14 protein-coding genes are annotated in these 16,994 nt (G+C 67.4%); 2 read left to right on the forward strand and 12 right to left on the reverse strand.

Going from position 1 to position 16,994, the window contains the following annotated elements; translation table 11 throughout:
* Positions 1-22: 22 nt before the first annotated feature.
* The gene (locus RJT48_RS05040) at positions 23-1,888 is read right to left on the reverse strand and encodes a flippase-like domain-containing protein (protein WP_311171152.1); all 1,866 of its coding nucleotides are present in this window, start codon (positions 1,886-1,888) and stop codon (positions 23-25) included.
* A 205-nt stretch (positions 1,889-2,093) separates the two neighbouring features.
* On the opposite strand from RJT48_RS05040, the gene RJT48_RS05045 reads away from it, so the two are divergent.
* Together RJT48_RS05045 and RJT48_RS05050 are read left to right on the forward strand one after the other, a co-directional pair.
* The gene (locus RJT48_RS05045) at positions 2,094-2,339 is read left to right on the forward strand and encodes a DUF7123 family protein (protein WP_311171153.1); all 246 of its coding nucleotides are present in this window, start codon (positions 2,094-2,096) and stop codon (positions 2,337-2,339) included.
* 61 nt (positions 2,340-2,400) lie between these two features.
* Entirely contained in the window at positions 2,401-2,895 is a 495-nt protein-coding gene (locus RJT48_RS05050; RefSeq protein ID WP_311171154.1) for a hypothetical protein, read from the forward strand.
* A 68-nt stretch (positions 2,896-2,963) separates the two neighbouring features.
* On the opposite strand, the gene RJT48_RS05055 is transcribed toward RJT48_RS05050, so the two are convergent.
* The 11 genes from RJT48_RS05055 to mfnA form a co-directional block, all read right to left on the reverse strand.
* A complete protein-coding gene (locus RJT48_RS05055) occupies positions 2,964-3,587 on the reverse strand; it encodes a winged helix-turn-helix transcriptional regulator (RefSeq protein WP_311171155.1) in 624 nt (207 codons plus the stop codon).
* Between the two features lie 97 nt (positions 3,588-3,684).
* Positions 3,685-4,893 (reverse strand): SPFH domain-containing protein, encoded by a 1,209-nt coding sequence (locus RJT48_RS05060; protein ID WP_311171156.1) that lies wholly within the window; start codon positions 4,891-4,893, stop codon positions 3,685-3,687.
* A 133-nt stretch (positions 4,894-5,026) separates the two neighbouring features.
* Entirely contained in the window at positions 5,027-5,665 is a 639-nt protein-coding gene (locus RJT48_RS05065) for an NfeD family protein (RefSeq protein WP_311171157.1), read from the reverse strand.
* A 24-nt stretch (positions 5,666-5,689) separates the two neighbouring features.
* On the reverse strand, positions 5,690-7,426 hold the full coding sequence (locus RJT48_RS05070; protein WP_311171158.1) for a sensor histidine kinase: 1,737 nt from the start codon (positions 7,424-7,426) through the stop codon (positions 5,690-5,692).
* Positions 7,427-7,508: 82 nt separating this feature from the next.
* Positions 7,509-8,654, reverse strand: coding sequence for a restriction endonuclease (locus tag RJT48_RS05075; RefSeq protein ID WP_311171159.1), 1,146 nt, complete (start codon positions 8,652-8,654; stop codon positions 7,509-7,511).
* Complete coding sequence (locus RJT48_RS05080) at positions 8,651-10,414, reverse strand: DUF7282 domain-containing protein (RefSeq protein WP_311171160.1); 1,764 nt, start codon at positions 10,412-10,414, stop codon at positions 8,651-8,653. The genes RJT48_RS05075 and RJT48_RS05080 overlap by 4 nt, the downstream gene beginning before the upstream one ends.
* Positions 10,415-10,627: 213 nt before the next feature.
* On the reverse strand, positions 10,628-10,933 hold the full coding sequence (locus RJT48_RS05085; protein ID WP_311171161.1) for a DUF7312 domain-containing protein: 306 nt from the start codon (positions 10,931-10,933) through the stop codon (positions 10,628-10,630).
* Between the two features lie 44 nt (positions 10,934-10,977).
* Positions 10,978-12,744 (reverse strand): pyruvate kinase, encoded by a 1,767-nt coding sequence (gene pyk, locus RJT48_RS05090; RefSeq protein ID WP_311171162.1) that lies wholly within the window; start codon positions 12,742-12,744, stop codon positions 10,978-10,980.
* Positions 12,745-12,842: 98 nt separating this feature from the next.
* The gene (metG, locus tag RJT48_RS05095; protein ID WP_311171163.1) at positions 12,843-14,942 is read right to left on the reverse strand and encodes a methionine--tRNA ligase; all 2,100 of its coding nucleotides are present in this window, start codon (positions 14,940-14,942) and stop codon (positions 12,843-12,845) included.
* A gap of 154 nt (positions 14,943-15,096) precedes the next feature.
* Positions 15,097-15,651 carry a YqaA family protein gene (locus tag RJT48_RS05100; protein ID WP_345784732.1) on the reverse strand — a complete coding sequence of 185 codons (555 nt, stop codon included), beginning with the start codon at positions 15,649-15,651 and terminating at the stop codon, positions 15,097-15,099.
* A gap of 110 nt (positions 15,652-15,761) precedes the next feature.
* Positions 15,762-16,871, reverse strand: coding sequence for a tyrosine decarboxylase MfnA (mfnA, locus tag RJT48_RS05105; RefSeq protein ID WP_311171164.1), 1,110 nt, complete (start codon positions 16,869-16,871; stop codon positions 15,762-15,764).
* Positions 16,872-16,994 lie beyond the last annotated feature (123 nt).

A 16,994-nucleotide genomic window follows, 5' to 3' on the forward strand; every position in this document is an offset into this window, starting at 1 on the left:
ACGTTCTCTCCCGGCAACCCGATCAGTCGAGTTCTGGCGCCTCGTCCCCCGCCTCGCGAACCTCGCGGGTCTCCTCGACGGCTGTCGTCAGCGAGACGTTGAGCGCGAGCATCGAGCCGTAGCCGCCGATGACTGTGACCAAGTTCTTCACGGCGTGGTCGAGCACGGCTGCGCCGAGGGCGAGTTCGGCACCAAGCGGCGTCAAACCGACCACGAGCAGCGTGAACGCGCCCTCGTAGAGGCCGACGCCGCCGGGCGAGAGCGGGAGCACTTTCGCGAGGTTGCCGACGCTCACCGCGAAGAAGGAGACCGCCACGAGTTCGACGAACGGGAGACCGGGTGAAAAGGCCGCCAGCACCAGGAGCGCGGTCACGACGTCGAGCGTCCAGATCGCGACGCTCGTCACGCCGACGCGAGCGAAGCCGCCCCGGGTGCCGGCGACTGCCTGGAGGTCGCTGACGAACCGGCTGATGACGCCCGCGACGAAGTCGGCATAAGAGTCGGTGCTTACCCGGTACACGAGCGCGGTGACGTAGTCGCGGTCGCTCCGCGCCGAGAGCGCGATGACGACGACGGCCGCGACGGCGGCGAGCCCCACGGCCGTCGCGACGAGGACAGCCACGCGGCCGGCACCCTCCGCCCCGACGACGGTCCGGGCGAGTTCGGCAGTCTGTCCCGTGGCCGTGTAGCCGATGAGGACGACGCCGGCCATCGAGGCGATGGTGAGCAGGTCGAACACCCGCTCGGCCGCGAGCGACGCGAACCCGGTCGGATACGGGATGCCGCGTCTGGCCTTCACCACGTAGGCCCGGATCAGATCGCCCGCGCGGGCGGGGAAGACCAGGTTTCCGGTCTGGCTGATGAACACTGCGCCAGTGAGGAAGCCGAGTTTCTCGTGGAACCCGAGTTCCGCGAGGATGTCACGGTAGCGCTGACCGCGCAACGGCCACGACAGCACGTACACGAAGGTGGCGATTCCGACCAGGAGGGGATCGGCCTCGCGCATCTCGGCGAACACCGTGCCGAAATCGATATACTGTGTCATCAAGGCGAGAGCAAGCACCGCCAGCACCGCGCCGGCGCCGATGCTGACACGTCGCGAGAGCCGCGGCCGGACCGAAAGCTGCCAGAACGTCCGGAGAATCTGGCTGCCCATCCCCAGGACGTCGCGGACGAGGTCGACCTTCGTATCGCCCTTCGGCGTCCACTCGACGGGGAACTCCGCGACCTCGTAACCGGCCCGCTGGGCACGCACGAGCATCTCCGTGTCCCAGAACCAGTGGTCGTCCTCGACGTCAGTCCGGAGATCCTCGAACGCGTCCCGGCTGAACGCCTTGAAGCCGCACTGGTGGTCTCTGAGATCCGAGCGGAGGACGGCCCGAACGAGTCCGTTGTACACGCGACTCGGAACGCCGCGTTTCGCCGGCCGGTCGGCCCGGTTGCCGGGGAGCCACCGGGATCCGGTCGCCACATCCGCGGCGCCGGAGCGAACGCGGTCGACGAGCTCTTCGAGATGCCGCATATCGGTCGCGAGATCCGTGTCGAAGTAGACGAGCGTCTCGCCCTCGGCGGCCGCGAAGGCGCGTTCCAGCGCCCCGCCACGCCCCAGTCGCTCGTCGCTGTGGACGTGTCGGATCCGCTCGTCGGCGGCTGCGAGCCGGTCGGCGATCTCAGGCGTCCGGTCCTCACAGCCGTCTTCGGCGACGATGACCTCGAACGTGCCGGCCGGGAGAAACGCGGCGAGCGTCCGGAGCGTCGTCTCCACCGTCTCTTCGATCGTCTCCGCTTCGTTGTAGGCCGGGAGGACGACGCTCACTTCGACGTCGGCCTCGGCGGCGCTACCGCCGCGCGTCGAGTCGGGTTCCGTGTCCTCCCGGCGACCGTCCATTACCCGACGATGGCCGTGGCGGCGGTATCAACTTTCTGCCTTCGCGTGGCTACTGCCCCCGGAATCTCAACGAGTTAGGTGACCGTACCCAGCGGCGGGGCCTACGAGGCCGGTCGGGCTGCTCTCGCGGCAAGAATCGCACGACAGCGCGGTGTTAACCTCGTGTACCAAACCCCTCATACGGCGGCAGTCTGTAGAGGGAGGTATGAGCACGACCGCCGCGACGCCACCCACGACGGATCTCACCGAGAAGCAGCGCCGGATCCTCCAGTACCTCCGTGCCAACGTCGACGAGCGGACGTACTTCAAATCACGGCTCATCGCCGAGCATCTGGAACTCTCCGCCAAGGAGGTCGGCGCCAATATGCGTGCGATCATCGACGGCAACGTCGACATCACCGTCGAGAAGTGGGGCTATTCCTCGGGAACGACGTGGAAAGTAACACGCTGAGCGGTCCGATCGGACGCAAAACACAGTCTTATCCGTTCGGAGCGGCAATTTTGCAGCGTTAATGGACGAGACGACCCCGAAACGGCGACGGTTTCTGGAAGGCATTAGCGTCGGCGGCGGGATGCTGCTGGCGGGCTGTACGGACCAACTCGACCTCGGCGGCGAGAGCGGCACTGCCGCACAGAACGACGGCGACGACGCGAGCGTCGGAAGCGTCGCCGCCATCGCGAACGTCGACCAGAAAGCACTGCAGGAGGAACAGGTCGCACTCCAGGAGGAACTCCAGAACGGGAACATCACCCAGGAGGAGGCCCAAGAGGAGTTCGCCGAGATCCGCGAGGAGTACCTGAACGAGGCGATCGACGCTCTCACCGGCGCCGTCGCGGAGACGTCGGGCGCGGATGTCGACGAGGAGTACCGATCGTTCGGCGCCGTCATCGTCTCGGGTGAGCCGGCCGCCCTCCTGAGTCTAGTCAACGCAGAATCCGTGAGGGCGCTCGTGTCGACCGCTGACGTCGAGGAGAGCGTCGGAACCGGGACGGAAACGCAGGGCTGAGGTTCTCGAAGGGCACTGAGTACAGTCGGGCGGGTGGCCGAGTCGGCGTGTTTCCGAACTCTCGACCGCTACGGATCGTATTCGAGCAGCGAGTCGGCGTCGTCGGCCAGGGCTGCCGCGTCCGGGCCGAACGAGTCCGCGTATCTGACGACGAGCGTCAGGAGCGTTTCCGGGCGTTCCACGGCGTAGGCGCCCTCTCGTGAGAGCACGCCCGCCTCGTCGAGTTCGCGCGCGTAGCCGCTGATAGTCGCCCGCGAGACGTCGAGCCGATCGGCGAGCGCCGAGCCGCTGGCGCCTGGAGTCCGGAGGAGTTCGACGAGCATTCCCCGGGGCGTCCGGCGGCGGAGATAGCCCAGCGCGACCTGCTCGAACGCCGAGAACCGATCGGCCGGGAAAAAGCGCTTGTAATCGCCGTCGCGCCGGTAGACGAGCACCTCGTCGTCCAGAAGCGTCCGGAGATGGTGTTGGGTCTCGCCGGTGCCGAGCCCGAGATCGTCACGGATCTTCGAGAAGTGCGCGCCCGGCGTCGATGCAACGTACCCGACGATGGCGTCGCGCGCGTCGCTCGTGGTGTCGGATTCGGCGTCGGCGCCCTCGCTGGCACCGAGCCCGACGAGCGGCGAGGCCGCTCCGAACGCCGCAAAGCGTCGGAGCGTCGCCCGCTTGTCCTCGTCGATACGTTGACCCGACATTCAGTGGGTACCCGTAGGGCGTGAACCAGTCAAAAGCGCTTCGTTCGGGTTGACCCTGCCGGCGGGCCGCTGCGTCGCTCCGGCGGGCCGTCGGAGATTACTCCCGTTCCTTTTCGACAGCCGGCTCTGCCTCCTCGGACTCGTCGTCGCTGTCCTCCGGTGGGACCGTGCCGTCCCCGACGGCTTCGGAACCGGACATCGTCGTCTCCTCGTCGACTTCGGTGATGACGTCGTCGGCGTCTTTGATGTCCGTCCCCGCGCCGCGTTTGATCGCCTCGGCCTCCTGTTCGAGTTCCTCGACGTCCATCTCGGTCGCGGCGTCGATCTGGCCCAGAATCTCCTCGATGTCGTCGAGCCCGAGCAGTTCTCGCGTCTCCGCATCGAACTCGAGGCTGTCCAGCCCGGCGGACTCCTGCACGTCGGAGTCGGTCAGCTGCCGGCCGTAGCGCCCCAGCAAGCTCGTGAGCTCCTGCGGGAGGACGAACGTCGTCGACTCGCCCTGCCCGATCGTCTCTAGGCTCTCCATCCCCTTCTCGATGATCGCCCGCTCGCCCATCGATTCGGCGGACTTCGCACGGAGGACCGTCGAGATGGCGTCACCCTGCGCTTCGAGGATCTGGCTCTGCTTTTCACCCTGTGCGCGGATGATGTTCGACTGCTTTTCACCCTCGGCCTGCTCGACCGCAGAGCGCCGTTCGCCCTGCGCTTCGAGGATCATCGCCCGGCGACGACGCTCGGCGGACGTCTGCTGCTCCATCGCCTGCTGGACGTCCTTCGAGGGGTTGACCTCGCGGACCTCGACTGACTCGACGCGGACCCCCCACTCGTCGGTCGGCTCGTCGAGTTCGCGACGGATCCGGCCGTTGATCTCCTGTCGCTTGTTGAGCGTGTCGTCGAGTTCCATGTCGCCGATGACGGCCCGCAGCGTGGTCTGTGCGAGGTTCGAGACCGCGCGCTTGTAGTCGTCGACCTCCAGGAACGCCTTCTTGGCGTCCATCACCTTGATGTAGACGACGGCGTCGGCGGTGACCGGCGAGTTGTCCCGCGTGATCGCTTCCTGCCTGGGGACGTCGAGCGTCTGGGTCCGCATATCGAAGGCGTACGTCCGCGAAACGAACGGGGGAATGAAGCTGATCCCCGGTTGCAGCAGTTTCCGGTACTCGCCGAACACCGTGAGCGCCTTTTTCTCGTAGGCATCGACGATCTCGACCATCTGGTAGACGGTGACGATCGCCAGGAGGAGCACGAGTATCCCGACTGTTGGAATACCGAACGCCGGCTGTAGCGGAACGGGACCAAATGCCATACCCGGAGTTAGGCTGTCGCGCTCATAAGCGTTGGCCTGTCAGGGGGTAACGCCGCGTTCACGGAATCAGCGAGAGCAAAAGCGAGGGGGGTGGATCCGAGAGTGAACCGGTGTGACAGCGACCTCGCAGCGGTCAGTTCCGTTCCGTTTCGGTCTCGGTTTCGTCCTCGCGCTCGGAGGTGGTTTCGTCGTCAGTGTGTCCATTCGTCGTTTCACTACTATCCGCGGCCTCCGCCTCGCGTCCGCGATCCAGTTCGCGATCGATCTGGTCGTAGCCGCCCGACATCGATTCGACCGTTACCACGTTCCCACCGCCGGGGTCGAGGACGACCACCTCGGTGTCGACCGGGATCTCGCCGTCGACGGAGCGCGCGGAGTAGTAGGGGTTGAAGCCGCCATCGTCGAGTTTGACTTCGCCGCCGGTGGGCGTGACGCGTTCCGTGACGCGGCCAGTCCGCCCCTGGAGGCTCGCCGAGTCGCTGGTCTGACCGGAGCCTTTCCCGCCGTAGAGATCGAACTCGCGGTAGCCGTAGAGCGCCAAGGCGCCGAAGACCAAAACCAGGGCGCCGAGGACGATCGGCGACGCCAGTGGGCCGATGAGGAGTCCGACGAGCCCCGCAGCGAGGAGCGCGATCCCGAGGACGATGAAGTGCGCTCCGGGCGCCAGCGCCTCGAGGACACTGATTCCGACCCCCGCAGTGACGAGTAAAAGCGGCAGCGTCTCCGGGGGAATCGAGAGCTGTAGGGCGGCCGAGAGCGCTCCATCGAGCATACATCCTGTAGGGCTGGCGGACGATTAAGCGTTGTCACGGGAGGGTGGCACATCTGCCGACGCCTCGGAGCCGGCGCCGACGCTGGCGTTCGGGAAGTCGAGAAAGACGCTCGTTCCCTCGGTCGAGACGTCGAAGTTGACGGCCCCACCCAGGGAGACGACGCCCCACTTCACGATCCACAGGCCGAGTCCGCTGCCGTGTTCGAGTGCCGTCTCCTCGGTTTCGTCGAGCACGCCGAGTTCGTGCTCGGGTATCCCCGGTCCGTCGTCGCGGATCTCGATCGTCACTCGATCCCCGGCCCGGTCGACCGCCGAGACCCGGACGGTCGCTGTCGGGGAACCGCTCGGGTTGTGTTCGAGGGCGTTCTCCAGAAGGTTCGCGAAGACGATCTCCAGAAGCGACGGACTCGCCCGCACGCGGAGGTCGGCGGGTAGGTCGACTGTGATCGCTTCCGGCGAGTCCTCGCCGGCGAGTTCGGCGGCAACTCCTGCGACGATGGGCCGGAGCGCGACCGGTTCGGGATCGTCGTCGGTGACGAGGGCGCGCTCGATGTCTCTCGCCTTCTCGCCCAGCGCCAGTACCGCCGCAGTGTTGCGTTCGGCAGTCTGGAGCATTTCCTGCAGTCCCTCGTCGCCGACGCGCTCCTCGGCCATCTCCAGATATCCGTGGACGACGTTCAGATCGTTCCGCAGATTGTGTCGTAGCACCCGGTTGAGCACCGCCAGCCGCTGTTCGCGCCGCCGTTCCTCGGTGATGTCCTGCAGGACGATGGTGTCGCCGACGGCGGTGCCCGAGGAATCCGTGAGTGGCGACGTCGTGACCGCGTACTCGCGGCGACGGCCATCGACGGTGCGTGCAAGTGTCTCCGCGTCGCCATCGAGGTCGATATCGGGCAGGTGTGCCGAGAGCTGTCGGCCGAGCGCGTCGCTCGCGTCGACACCGAGGATCTCCGCCGCCTCGTCGTTGAGTTCGATGATCCGCGTCCCGGTATCGACGATCACGACCGCAGTGCCGAGGTTGCCGATCGCGGCGTGGTCTGCGACCCGCCGGGCCGCCGGGACCATCTCGAACATATCCCGGGAGAAGAAGGCGTACATATCGAACGCAAGATGGATCGGAAACAGAAGCGGCGTGAGGTTCAGCGGCGGCATCGTCCCGGTCTCGACCAACCAGAGCAGGAAGGGCAACCCCGGAAACACCGGCGAGATCGCGATCGCTGCCGCCTGCGTCCGGTACAGCGGCCCGTAACTGAAGACCGTATCTGCGAGGAGGAACGACGCGACGGCGATCATCAGGACGAAGCCCGCCGCGTTCACGAACAGCCACGGCTGGTGGGTGTACGCGACCGTCGCCAGCCCGAAGACGGGCTCAATCCGGTAGTTGCTCCAGGCGATGCCGTGGATCGGGTTCGTGACGACGATGAGGGTATGGAGAACCTGCAGGGAGACGACGCCGGCCATCACCTTCGACCGGAGGAGCGCCGCCCGGCCGGTGTACTCGAAGGCAAAGGCGAGAAAGAACACGCCGATGAAGTTGATCGAAAGCCAGATCGGGATCTCGAACGCCGCCCGGAGCGCCGGATCGAAGACGAACAGCGCGACGCCGTAGGACAGCGACCACAGCGCCTCACACCCGATCGTCGCGAGGAAAAAGCGGCCACCGAGCCGGTTCCGGTACGGCCAGAGGTAGCGGAGGAACCACAGGGAGATGGCGCCCGACGCCAGCGCCGCAATCGCCAGCCACGGGAGCGAGTGTAACACGGACACTCCGGGGGAGAACCCTGACCGATAAAAAATTACGGTGGGCCCGTCGGATCCGCACAGGAATCTACCGGCTCGGCGATTAGCCGCTTTTGTCCGCCATCGTGGCCTCCGGCGTCAACGACGTCGACCGCTCGAAGCGCACGCCGCCGTCGCCCTCGTACAGCAGGGTCGCGCTCTCGGTGTCCGCCGGGACGCTGAAGACGGTCCACACCTCGCGGTTCTCGCCCGGCTCGAAGAGTCCGGCGCTCGGGAATCCGGTCGCCCCGTCGAGTGGCTGGTGCCCGTAGCGCTCGCCGCTGACCTCGATCGAAAGCGCCGTCTGGTCGAACTGCGTCGGGGAGTCGGCGCCGTTGGTGACGTTCATCCGCACGAGGACGAACGTCTGCCCCTCCGGGGCGTCGTACGTCGTCCCGTTTACCGTCAGCGAGTCGGTGATCCGCGCGTTCCAGTAGGCATCGAGCGTCGCGTTCGCGCCGGCCGTCGACACCGAGGAGACCTCGACACCGCCGTCGCTGCCCGCTCCGAACGGACTGACAGCCCCCAGGCCGACGGCCGGACCGACCATCGCGCCGATCACGAGCGCGACGATCAGGACGACCGGAACGACCGCCAGCGGAACCGACCGCGAGGCGAGCGATCTGGCCCCGGATTCGTCCGCATCGTCATCGTTCCCCGTGTACGTGACGCCCACGTCGCCGCTGATCTTCGTGCTCGCCCACGCGACGGCGGCAGTGACGAGCGACGCGACTGTCGCGACGATGCCCGAGACCCCACCCGGGAGCGCGTCAGTCGACACCGGCACGCCGAGATCCCGGAGCCGCTGTGTGAGGGCATCGAGTCGACTCGTCTCCGTGTAGCGCTGCAGGACTTCCTGCAGGTCGCCCTCCTCGACCGTGTCTGCCAGCTTCGAGCGGTCGAGGAGGTGGACGCTCCGCTGGGCGGCGACCCGCTGGGCACCCTCCGCGAACGCACCCTGCGTCGCGACGACGGCGACGTCGATGCTCCGCTTCCGGCAGAAGCGGACGAACTGCTTCAGATGCCGTTCGGTCACGGTGGCCGTCGTCGTCGGGAAGACGTAGATCACCCCGCGTTTGCCGTCGCCGCGCTTCCCGACGACGAACCGCGTCTCGTCGGCCCGCTCCTTGACCGACACCTCCCACCCGCGCTCGCTCCACAGGTCCGCGAGGAACGAGACGAACTCCTCGGGTTCGAGTTCCGGAATCACGGCGAACCACCCCGTCGTGCGAGGAGCGCACCGGCGCCGAGGAGCGCCGCGATCGCGGCACCCGGCGACAGCGGGAGGCTGGACTGGGAGACCCCCGACGGCGGCAGCGGTGTCCGCGTCTCCACGGGGTACGGCGTCGCCGTCGGAGTTGCCGTGGCCGTGGCCGTCGCCGACCGCGTCGCGGTCGCAGTCTCCGTCGGCGCCTGCGGGAACTCGATTCTGGCGCTGTCGCTCACGACTGACCCGTTGGCGGTGTACGCCTCCGCGTCGGCGTCGTAGGACCCGTCCTCACCGGCCCGGACGAGTTCCGCGCGGAGCGTCTGTGTCTCGAACAACGGTCCCCCCAGTTCCGCGGCGATGTCGTCGTGGCGCCCCGGGTCGAGGTACTCACTCCGACCGACCGGTGAGCCGTTCTCGTCTACGAGCCGGACGAATCCGCCCGCGGGGACTTCGGCGCTGGCGACAGTGACGGCGGTCCCGTTCACGGTCTGGTTTTCGAGTCGAACGCTCGGATCGGGCGCGACGAGGTGGACCTCCTGTGCGGTTTCGAGGAAGTGATTGCGGACCCAAAGCGTCGCGTTCGTCCCCCGTGAGACGGAGGCGAGGTCGAAGGAGGTCTCGAAGCCGCCGTCGGGACCGACAGTCACCTCGCGCAACTGGAGGAAGGCGTTCGGATCGGGCGAACGGAGGCGGACTTCGAGTGCCGTGTTCGGCGCGCGGTTCGTCTGTCCGGTCACGGCGAAGGCGTCGTCCTCCCAGGGGTAGTGCGTGGAGTCGTTTGCGGGCGACAGCGACACGGTCTGTCGCTCCAGTTGGAACGTCGTCGCCGCGAGCGTGGTCGTCGAGTCGACGAAGCCGCTCTCGGCGGTGAGCGAGAACTCCGCCCGGTAGCGGTTCCGTTCGGCCTGGGATTCGATGTCGACCCCCGAGGTGTTCCAGAGGACGTAGATCTCGTCCTCTTCGAGGTTCGGCAGCACCGCGACGTCCGCGGCGTCGGTCGCGACGTACTCCCGCGGCTGGTGGTTTGGGCCGGGGTCGGTCTGGGTGAAGTTGACCTTGAGGCCGTTTGCGGCCGCGCTCCCGGTGAGGTCACTCCCGTTCACCGCCGTCTCCAGCCCGCTCTCTTCGATGCGGATGACGGCGTAGTCGCCGCGAGCGACGGTCGATCCCTCGGTCATCGTCCCCTGTAGTTCCCCCACGTCGGCGTCGCCGTCCTCGCCGCCGCCGACGTACTCCTCGGGCGAGAACGCGCCGGGAGCGCGGTACCGCTCGACGGTCGTCTCGCCGCGCGGTTCGACGGTGAGCGTCCCGAGATCGTACTCGACGCCGTCGATCTCGACCCGCATCAGGTAGTCTTCCGGTTCGAGTGGTTCGTCGATGGGGCGGGAATGGAGCGTCGGCGACCCGCCCTCGACGAACTCGTTGGGATCGGCCGCAGTCGTCCGGCGGGTGTCGATGACGACTTCCGTGGTACCGCTCCCGCCCAGAGCGACCGAGAGGTGGAAGCCGTACTCGGGGCCGCCAACGGTGAGGTTCGTGGCCTCGGAGTGGCTGACGGTGATCGTCACCTCGTCGCCGCGGGTGACGCTTACGTTCTGCTCGCCGAAGGACGCGGAGGCGTCGTCCACCTGCGCCGGGCGGTCGGCGCCGACGTCGGTTGCGCCGGTCGGTCGACTGACGAGTCCTGACACCGGAGCCGCGCCGCTGACGAGGAGGGCGACGATCACCACGAGAGTGACGAAGGTGTGGACGTGGGCCATCGGCGAGACGGTCGTTACGCTACGCTACCCGCGGTCTCACATAAAGCGCTACGGTCACAGCATCAGAACTGATAACCGTTCGGGCGGCCGTCGAGCGATCCGAACGCGGGGACGGAGCCGTGAGAACGGAACTCATAGGGATCATCGTAAGTCCTCATAGATTTCTCGCCGACCGGTCCGACGAGAATCTATGGATAGTTACGATGATCCCTATCAGAGCACGCCGGGAACGATCGCAGTCGCCAGCAGCCCCACCGTTCCGAGAACGCCGAGCACGACGAACAGGGCGTTCTCGGCGGTGGGCGTCTCCGGTTCGATCGGCTCGCGGGGGAACGGGAGCTCCTCGTCGTCGACCATCCCGCTGTCGGATTCTGCGCCATCGCGAGTGTCAGCCGCAGAATCCCCCTTCACGTGAGGGATAGGGCGGGGAGCGACATCGTCCGCGGAGTTCTCGGAGTCGTCACCGCGGCCGGCCAAACTGCTGTCGGAGGCAGGATCGATGTCGTCGGAATCGGTCATTACCGACTGTACGTCCGCAACGGAAAAAGGCCTGCCGCTCGCGGCTACGGATTCGCTATCTCGCGCTCGCGGTGACTGATGAGGTCGCCCTCGTAGACCACGCCCCGGCCGGCGAGCAGGGTCAGGGTCGTCCCCGGAGACAGCCGTTTCGGGAGCGGCGCCCCGGAGACCATCGGAATGCCGAGTTCCCGGGCGATGATCGCGGGATAGCCCGTCATCCCGGGTCGTGCGTCGACGATGCCCGCAATCTTCGACGTGTCGCCGTGGAACTCACCCTCGAAGGTCGCCGGCAGCGACAGGATCGCCCCCTCCGGAACTGCGGAGAGGTCACCGTCCTCGGAGACGGCGAGGGGCCCCGCAGCGCGTCCGGCGACGACCTTCCGCCCCGTGGCGACGGTCTCGGCGGCGACGTGGAGTTTCAGCATATTCGTCGTGTTCGTCCCCTCGAGTTCGGTCATCATCCCCGAGAGGACCACCAGCGTGTCGCCGGAGCGCGCGACTCCGGCGCCGAGGGCTGCTTCGACGGCGTCGTCCATCATCTGATCGATGTCCTCCCGGTACGAGGAGTACATCGGGATGACGCCCCACGAGAGCGCGAGTTGGCGGCGGACCCGATCGGTCGGCGTCGTCGCGACCACCGGCACCCCGGGGCGGAACTTCGCAGTCTTCCGCGCCGTGTAGCCGGACTCCGAGGCGGTGACCACCGCGCTGGCGCCGACGTCGCGCGCGAGATACCGCGCGGATCGCGCCAGCGCCTCGGTCCGCGAGTCCTCGTCGGCGGCCGGGATCCGTCTCTCTCGTCCCTCGGCGTACTCGTCGCTGGCTTCGACCTGCCGGACGATCCGATCCATCGTCTCTACGACCCGGACGGGATCGTCGCCGATCGCCGTCTCCCCGGAGAGCATCACGGCGTCGGTGCCGTCGAGCACCGCGTTGGCGACGTCGGAGGCCTCCGCGCGCGTCGGCCGCCGGGCGTGGACCATCGAGTCGAGCATCTCCGTGGCGGTGATGACCGGCGTGCCGGTGGCGTGACACTTGCGGATGATGCGCTTCTGGATGATCGGCACGTCCTCTAAGGGCATCTCGACGCCGAGGTCCCCGCGGGCGACCATCACGGCGTAGGCGGCGTCGATGATCTCGTCTAAGTTCTCGACGGCGCCCGCGCGTTCGATCTTCGCGACCACCGGGATGTCGGCGCCGAGTTCGTCGAGCGCGTCGCTGATGGTGTAGACGTCCGCCGCCGACCGGACGAAGGAGGCCGCGACGAAGTCCGCCTCAGTCTCGGCGGCCAGTGCGAGTTCCGTCCGGTCCCGTTCGGTGATGAGGTCGATCCCGAGGTCGACGCCGGGGAGGTTGACGCCCTTTCGTCCGGCGAGTTCCCCGCCGGAGTCGATCCGCGCGACGACGGTGTCGCCCTCGACCGACGTAACGGTCGCTTCGATCCGCCCGTCGTCCAGCAGGATCACGTCGCCGGGCTCGGCCGCGGCGATCGAATACGAGAGGCCGACAGTCTCCGGGGTCGCGTCCTCGCCCTCGCGGAAGCGAACCTCGCTACCGGTCTCCAAATGGATCGATTCCTCGAGCGGGGCGGTCCTGACCTCCGGTCCCTGGAGGTCGACCATCGCCGCCACCGGGCGGTCGACCACGTTGTCGACCGAGCGGATCCGGTCGATGATCTCGCGGCGGTGCTCCGACGTCCCGTGGCTCGCGTTGAGCCGCGCGACGCTCATCCCAGCGTCCGCGAGGGCCCGAATCGTGGATTCGTCGTCCGACGCCGGGCCGAGCGTGCAGACGATCTTCGCTCGTCTCATAGCAACCAATACTCGGGATCGAGTTAAAAAGACCGACGGTGCCGCGAGGCGTGGGGAAAACAGCGGCATTTCCCGGTTGAACGTCCGGAGAGGATCCGTTACCTGATCTTCGTCCCGGGCTCGGCGTCGCCGTGGGTCGTCAGGAGGTCGGCCTGCTCGCCCGCCGCGAGCAACATCCCGTTGGATTCGATGCCGAACAGTTCGGCCTTCTCTAAGTTGGCGACGACGACGATCTTCGTGCCGGGCAGCGAGTCGATGTCGTGGAGCTGTTTGATCCCGGCGACGATCTGTCGCTCCTCGACGCCGATGTCGACCGTCAGCTTCGCGAGCTTGTCCGCGTCTTCGACGCCTTCGGCTTCGAGGATCTCGCCGACGCGGATGTCGAGTTCCTGGAAGTCGTCGAAGCTGATCCGCCCGTCGGCGACCGGTTCGAGGTCCAGCGCCGACTCGCCGGTATCGTCGGCCGCGTCGTCGCTGTCAGCGCCCTTCTCAGCGTCCCCGTCCGCTTTTTCACCCTCGTCGTCGCTCGCTTCGGCGACCCGGTCTTCGAGTTTCGCGTTCAGTTCCTCGACGCGCTCCTCGGGGATCTTCTCGAACAGTTCGTCGGGTTCGGCGAACTCGCCGGCCGGCGGTTCGAGCGCGGCCTCGACCGCGACGGCGTGGACGTCGCCCGCCTCGTTTAAGTCCGCCCAGATGTGTTCGGCGGCTTCCGGGGTGATCGGCTCGAACAGCACGGCGACGGCCTTCGCGATCTGGACGCAGTCGCGGATGACCTGCGCCTTCTCGGGGTCGTCGTCGTCGAGTTTCCAGGGCTCGTTCCGCTGGATGTACTCGTTGCCGAACTGCGCGAGTCGGACCGCGGCGTCGCCGACTTCGCGGACGGAGTAGTCGTTGACGCCGGCCTGGAACTCCTCGATTGCGGTCTCGATCCGCTCGCGGACCTCGGGCGAGAGGTCGACGTCGGGCGCGCCGCCGAACTCGCGGGCGGCGAAGAGCAGAGAGCGGTAGACGAAGTTGCCGACGGTCCCGACGAGTTCGTTGTTCACGCGCTCGCGGAACCGGCCCCACGAGAAGTCGACGTCCTGCTGGAACCCGCCGTTGGTCGCGAGATAGTAGCGCAGCAGGTCCGGCCGGAAGCCCTCGTCGAGGTACTCGTCGGCCCAGACCGCGCGGTTCCGGGACGTCGAGAAGCCCTTGCCTTCGAGCGTGATGAATCCCGAGGCCATCACCGCGCGCGGTTCGGCGTAGCCCGACCCGCGGAGCATCGCCGGCCAGAAGACGGTGTGGTGCTGGATGATGTCGCGGCCGATGATGTGGACGATCTCGCCGCCCTCGCCCCGCCAGACGTCCGCCCAGTCGAAGACGTCGGGACCGACGCGCTCGGTGTACTGCTTCGTCGAGGAGATGTACTCGATCGGCGCGTCGACCCAGACGTAGAGCACGAGGTCCTCGTCGCCGGGGTAGTCGACGCCCCAGTCCATATCCCGGGTGATACACCAGTCTTTGAGTTCGCCCTCGATCCACTCTCTGGGCTGGTTCTGTGCGTTCGCGGTGCCCTCGAGACGGTCGATGAACTCGCCGAGATACTCCTGGAGGTCGGAGACGGCGAAGAACTTGTGGCGGCGCTCGCGGTACTCCGCTGGATTGCCCGTGATCGTCGAGACGGGGTCTTCGATCTCGCCGGGTTCGAGGTGGCGGCCGCAGCCCTCGTCGCACTCGTCGCCGCGGGCGTGCTCGCCGCAGTACGGACACGCGCCCTCGACGAAGCGGTCCGGGAGCCAGTGGTCGGCCTCGGGGTCGTAGGCGACGGGGATCTCCTTCTCGTAGACGTACCCCGCTTCCTCCAGCGCCCGGACGATCTCCTGCGTCGTCTCGACGTTCGTCTCGTCGTGGGTGTGGCCGTAGTTGTCGAAGTCGACGTCGAACTTCGGGAACGTCTCCTCGTACTGTTCGTGGTGGCGGAGTGCGAACGCCTCGGGCGTGACGCCTTCCTCGGCGGCGTTGACGGCGACCGGCGTGCCGTGCATATCCGACCCGCAGACGAACGCCGTCTCCTGTCCGAGTCGCTTCAGCGCGCGGCTGTAGATATCGCCGCCGACGTACGTCCGGAGGTGACCGATGTGCAGGTCGCCGTTGGCGTACGGCAGCCCGCAGGTCACCACCGCCGGGTCCGCAGTCGGGAAGTCCTCGTGGCTCATAGGGGACAGTCAAACCGGGGACACCAAAATCCCGCTGGTTCGGAGTCGGCGGGTGCGCCGCCTCCCGCCACTCATACTGATTACGCTCGTCTCTTCCCGCCGATCGCCGCCAACTGGGATGGCACTCGGCGGTAAAACGTGAGAGTAATCAGTATCAGGTCAGTCTGAGGAACGTCCCGATGCCGACCAGGGTGACGAGGAGGCGGCCGACGCTGCCGACGAACGTCGCCGCGGCGAACTTCACGTAGTCCTCCTCGAGGACGGCGAAGGCGTAGATCGAGATCGTATCGGGGAAAAAGGGCACCGACAGCGCGGCCGCGAGGCCGGCGTACCCGTACTTCTGGGCGACATCGACCGTCCGCCGTTCGGACCACTCGATCACGTCGAACCGGGAGCGGCGGAGAAAGCGGATGACGGGGCCGGCCTGCTTTGCTTCCTGGCCGATGTGGAACGCGAAGACGCTGCCGGCTGCCTTCCCGATGCCGCTCGTGAGGATGATGACCGTCAGGCGGCCGTACTCAGAGAGGCCGAGATCCAGCGGCGCGGCGAGGACGACCTCGCTGACGCCCGGGAGCGCGAACGCGATGAGAAACGAGTACACGAAGATGATGCCCACGCCGGGCCAGCCGGTCGCCGTCTCGACGGCCGAGGACAGCCAGCCGAAATCGGGGAGGAAGTCCGCTGCCACCGCGGGACCGAAGATGCTGATCGTGGGAGCGAGCGAATCGAGCGCGGCTGCCACGGGGACGAATGACACGTCTACTCGTGACTGACGGGGGCGGGATGGTAAGTCTTGAGTTTCGGCGTCAGCCCTCCCGGCTACCGCACGTCGTCGAGGTCGGCCAGGACCCCGGTGAGCATCTCCCGGGTGACGTGCGGCATCACGACGACCCGGACCAGCCCCGATTCCGTCCGGGAGAGCCGCCAGCCCCGCCCGCGGAGCGCCTCGAACGTCGCAGCCGAGAGGTCGGCGACGACGATCGGGAGGTCGACGGCTGGGACCTCGTATCCCCGCTCGCGGAGTTCGTCGGCGAACCATCGTGAGACCCGAGCGGCGCGTTCGTACTCGCGGCGGTAGCCGTCGGGCCACAGCGTCTCCAGGGCGGCGGCGGCGCTCGCGACCCCGGCGCCGCTCCGGGTACCCGTCAGCGACGCCTGCGACGTCGACTCCAGATACGGCGTGTCGACGGCGAGGGCGTCCATCCCGGCGCGCTCTCTGAACAGCAGGCCGCCGGCGGGGATGACCGCTCGGCCGCACTTGTGGGGGTCGATCGTCAGCGAATCGATCGGCGCGTGCGCGAAGTTCCACTGGTGGTCGGTGAAAGGAAGCAGAAAGCCGCCCCACGCGGCGTCGACGTGACAGTACGAATCGGCCTCGTGTGCGATCGCAGCGAGTTCGGGGATCGGATCGACGCGGCCGTACTCGGTGCTGCCGGCGACGGCGACGACCAGTACCGTCCGCTCGTCGACCGCGGCGGCGACCGCCGCGGGATCCGTCCGGTGGTCGTCGTCGGTCGGCACCCGCCGCAGCGTCACGTCGAGGACGTCCGCGGCCTTGGAAAACGAAAAGTGGGCGCTGTCGGGGACGACGATGTTCGGGTCCTCGACGTCGCAGCGATTGCGTGCGGCCCTGACCGCCTGGAGGTTCGCCTCGGTGCCGCCGCTCGTGATGTAGCCGTGCGCCGCACCGACTCCGTCGGCGTCGGATCCGGCGTCACCGTCGACGTCCTCAACGACTTCGTCGAGTCCGGTCAGTTCGCCGAGCGTCGCGACTGCTTGCGCTTCGAGTTCGGAGACGTCGGCGTACGTCGCCGGGTCGCCGGGATTGACGGCGAGAAATCGCTCCGCGGCCGCCCTGGCGTCGGGGTGCGGCACCGTGCACATCGAAGAGAGCACGCGGTCGAACTCCTGTGGGGCCGCACGCTGCATATCGGTCTGTACTTTCCGGTTGCGTTTAGGGGTTCTGTTCTCCGGTTCGAGGCATTTCTCCCGTCGGAAACACGGACGACGGCTCCGGGCTGGTGGCTGGCTGGAACGGACAGCGCCGTCCCC

This window comes from Halobellus ordinarius (assembly GCF_031823395.1).
Lineage (GTDB): Archaea > Halobacteriota > Halobacteria > Halobacteriales > Haloferacaceae > Haloquadratum > Haloquadratum ordinarius.

What these genes read in the sequence shown, in the direction of transcription:
- RJT48_RS05040 (WP_311171152.1), bottom strand. Translation starts at nt 1,888, where the DNA reads ATGGACGGTCGCCGGGAGGACACGGAACCCGACTCGACGCGCGGCGGT.
- RJT48_RS05045 (WP_311171153.1), top strand. Translation starts at nt 2,094, where the DNA reads ATGAGCACGACCGCCGCGACGCCACCCACGACGGATCTCACCGAGAAG.
- RJT48_RS05050 (WP_311171154.1), top strand. Translation starts at nt 2,401, where the DNA reads ATGGACGAGACGACCCCGAAACGGCGACGGTTTCTGGAAGGCATTAGC.
- RJT48_RS05055 (WP_311171155.1), bottom strand. Translation starts at nt 3,587, where the DNA reads ATGTCGGGTCAACGTATCGACGAGGACAAGCGGGCGACGCTCCGACGC.
- RJT48_RS05060 (WP_311171156.1), bottom strand. Translation starts at nt 4,893, where the DNA reads ATGGCATTTGGTCCCGTTCCGCTACAGCCGGCGTTCGGTATTCCAACA.
- RJT48_RS05065 (WP_311171157.1), bottom strand. Translation starts at nt 5,665, where the DNA reads ATGCTCGATGGAGCGCTCTCGGCCGCCCTACAGCTCTCGATTCCCCCG.
- RJT48_RS05080 (WP_311171160.1), bottom strand. Translation starts at nt 10,414, where the DNA reads ATGGCCCACGTCCACACCTTCGTCACTCTCGTGGTGATCGTCGCCCTC.
- RJT48_RS05085 (WP_311171161.1), bottom strand. Translation starts at nt 10,933, where the DNA reads ATGACCGATTCCGACGACATCGATCCTGCCTCCGACAGCAGTTTGGCC.
- pyk (WP_311171162.1), bottom strand. Translation starts at nt 12,744, where the DNA reads ATGAGACGAGCGAAGATCGTCTGCACGCTCGGCCCGGCGTCGGACGAC.
- metG (WP_311171163.1), bottom strand. Translation starts at nt 14,942, where the DNA reads ATGAGCCACGAGGACTTCCCGACTGCGGACCCGGCGGTGGTGACCTGC.
- mfnA (WP_311171164.1), bottom strand. Translation starts at nt 16,871, where the DNA reads ATGCAGCGTGCGGCCCCACAGGAGTTCGACCGCGTGCTCTCTTCGATG.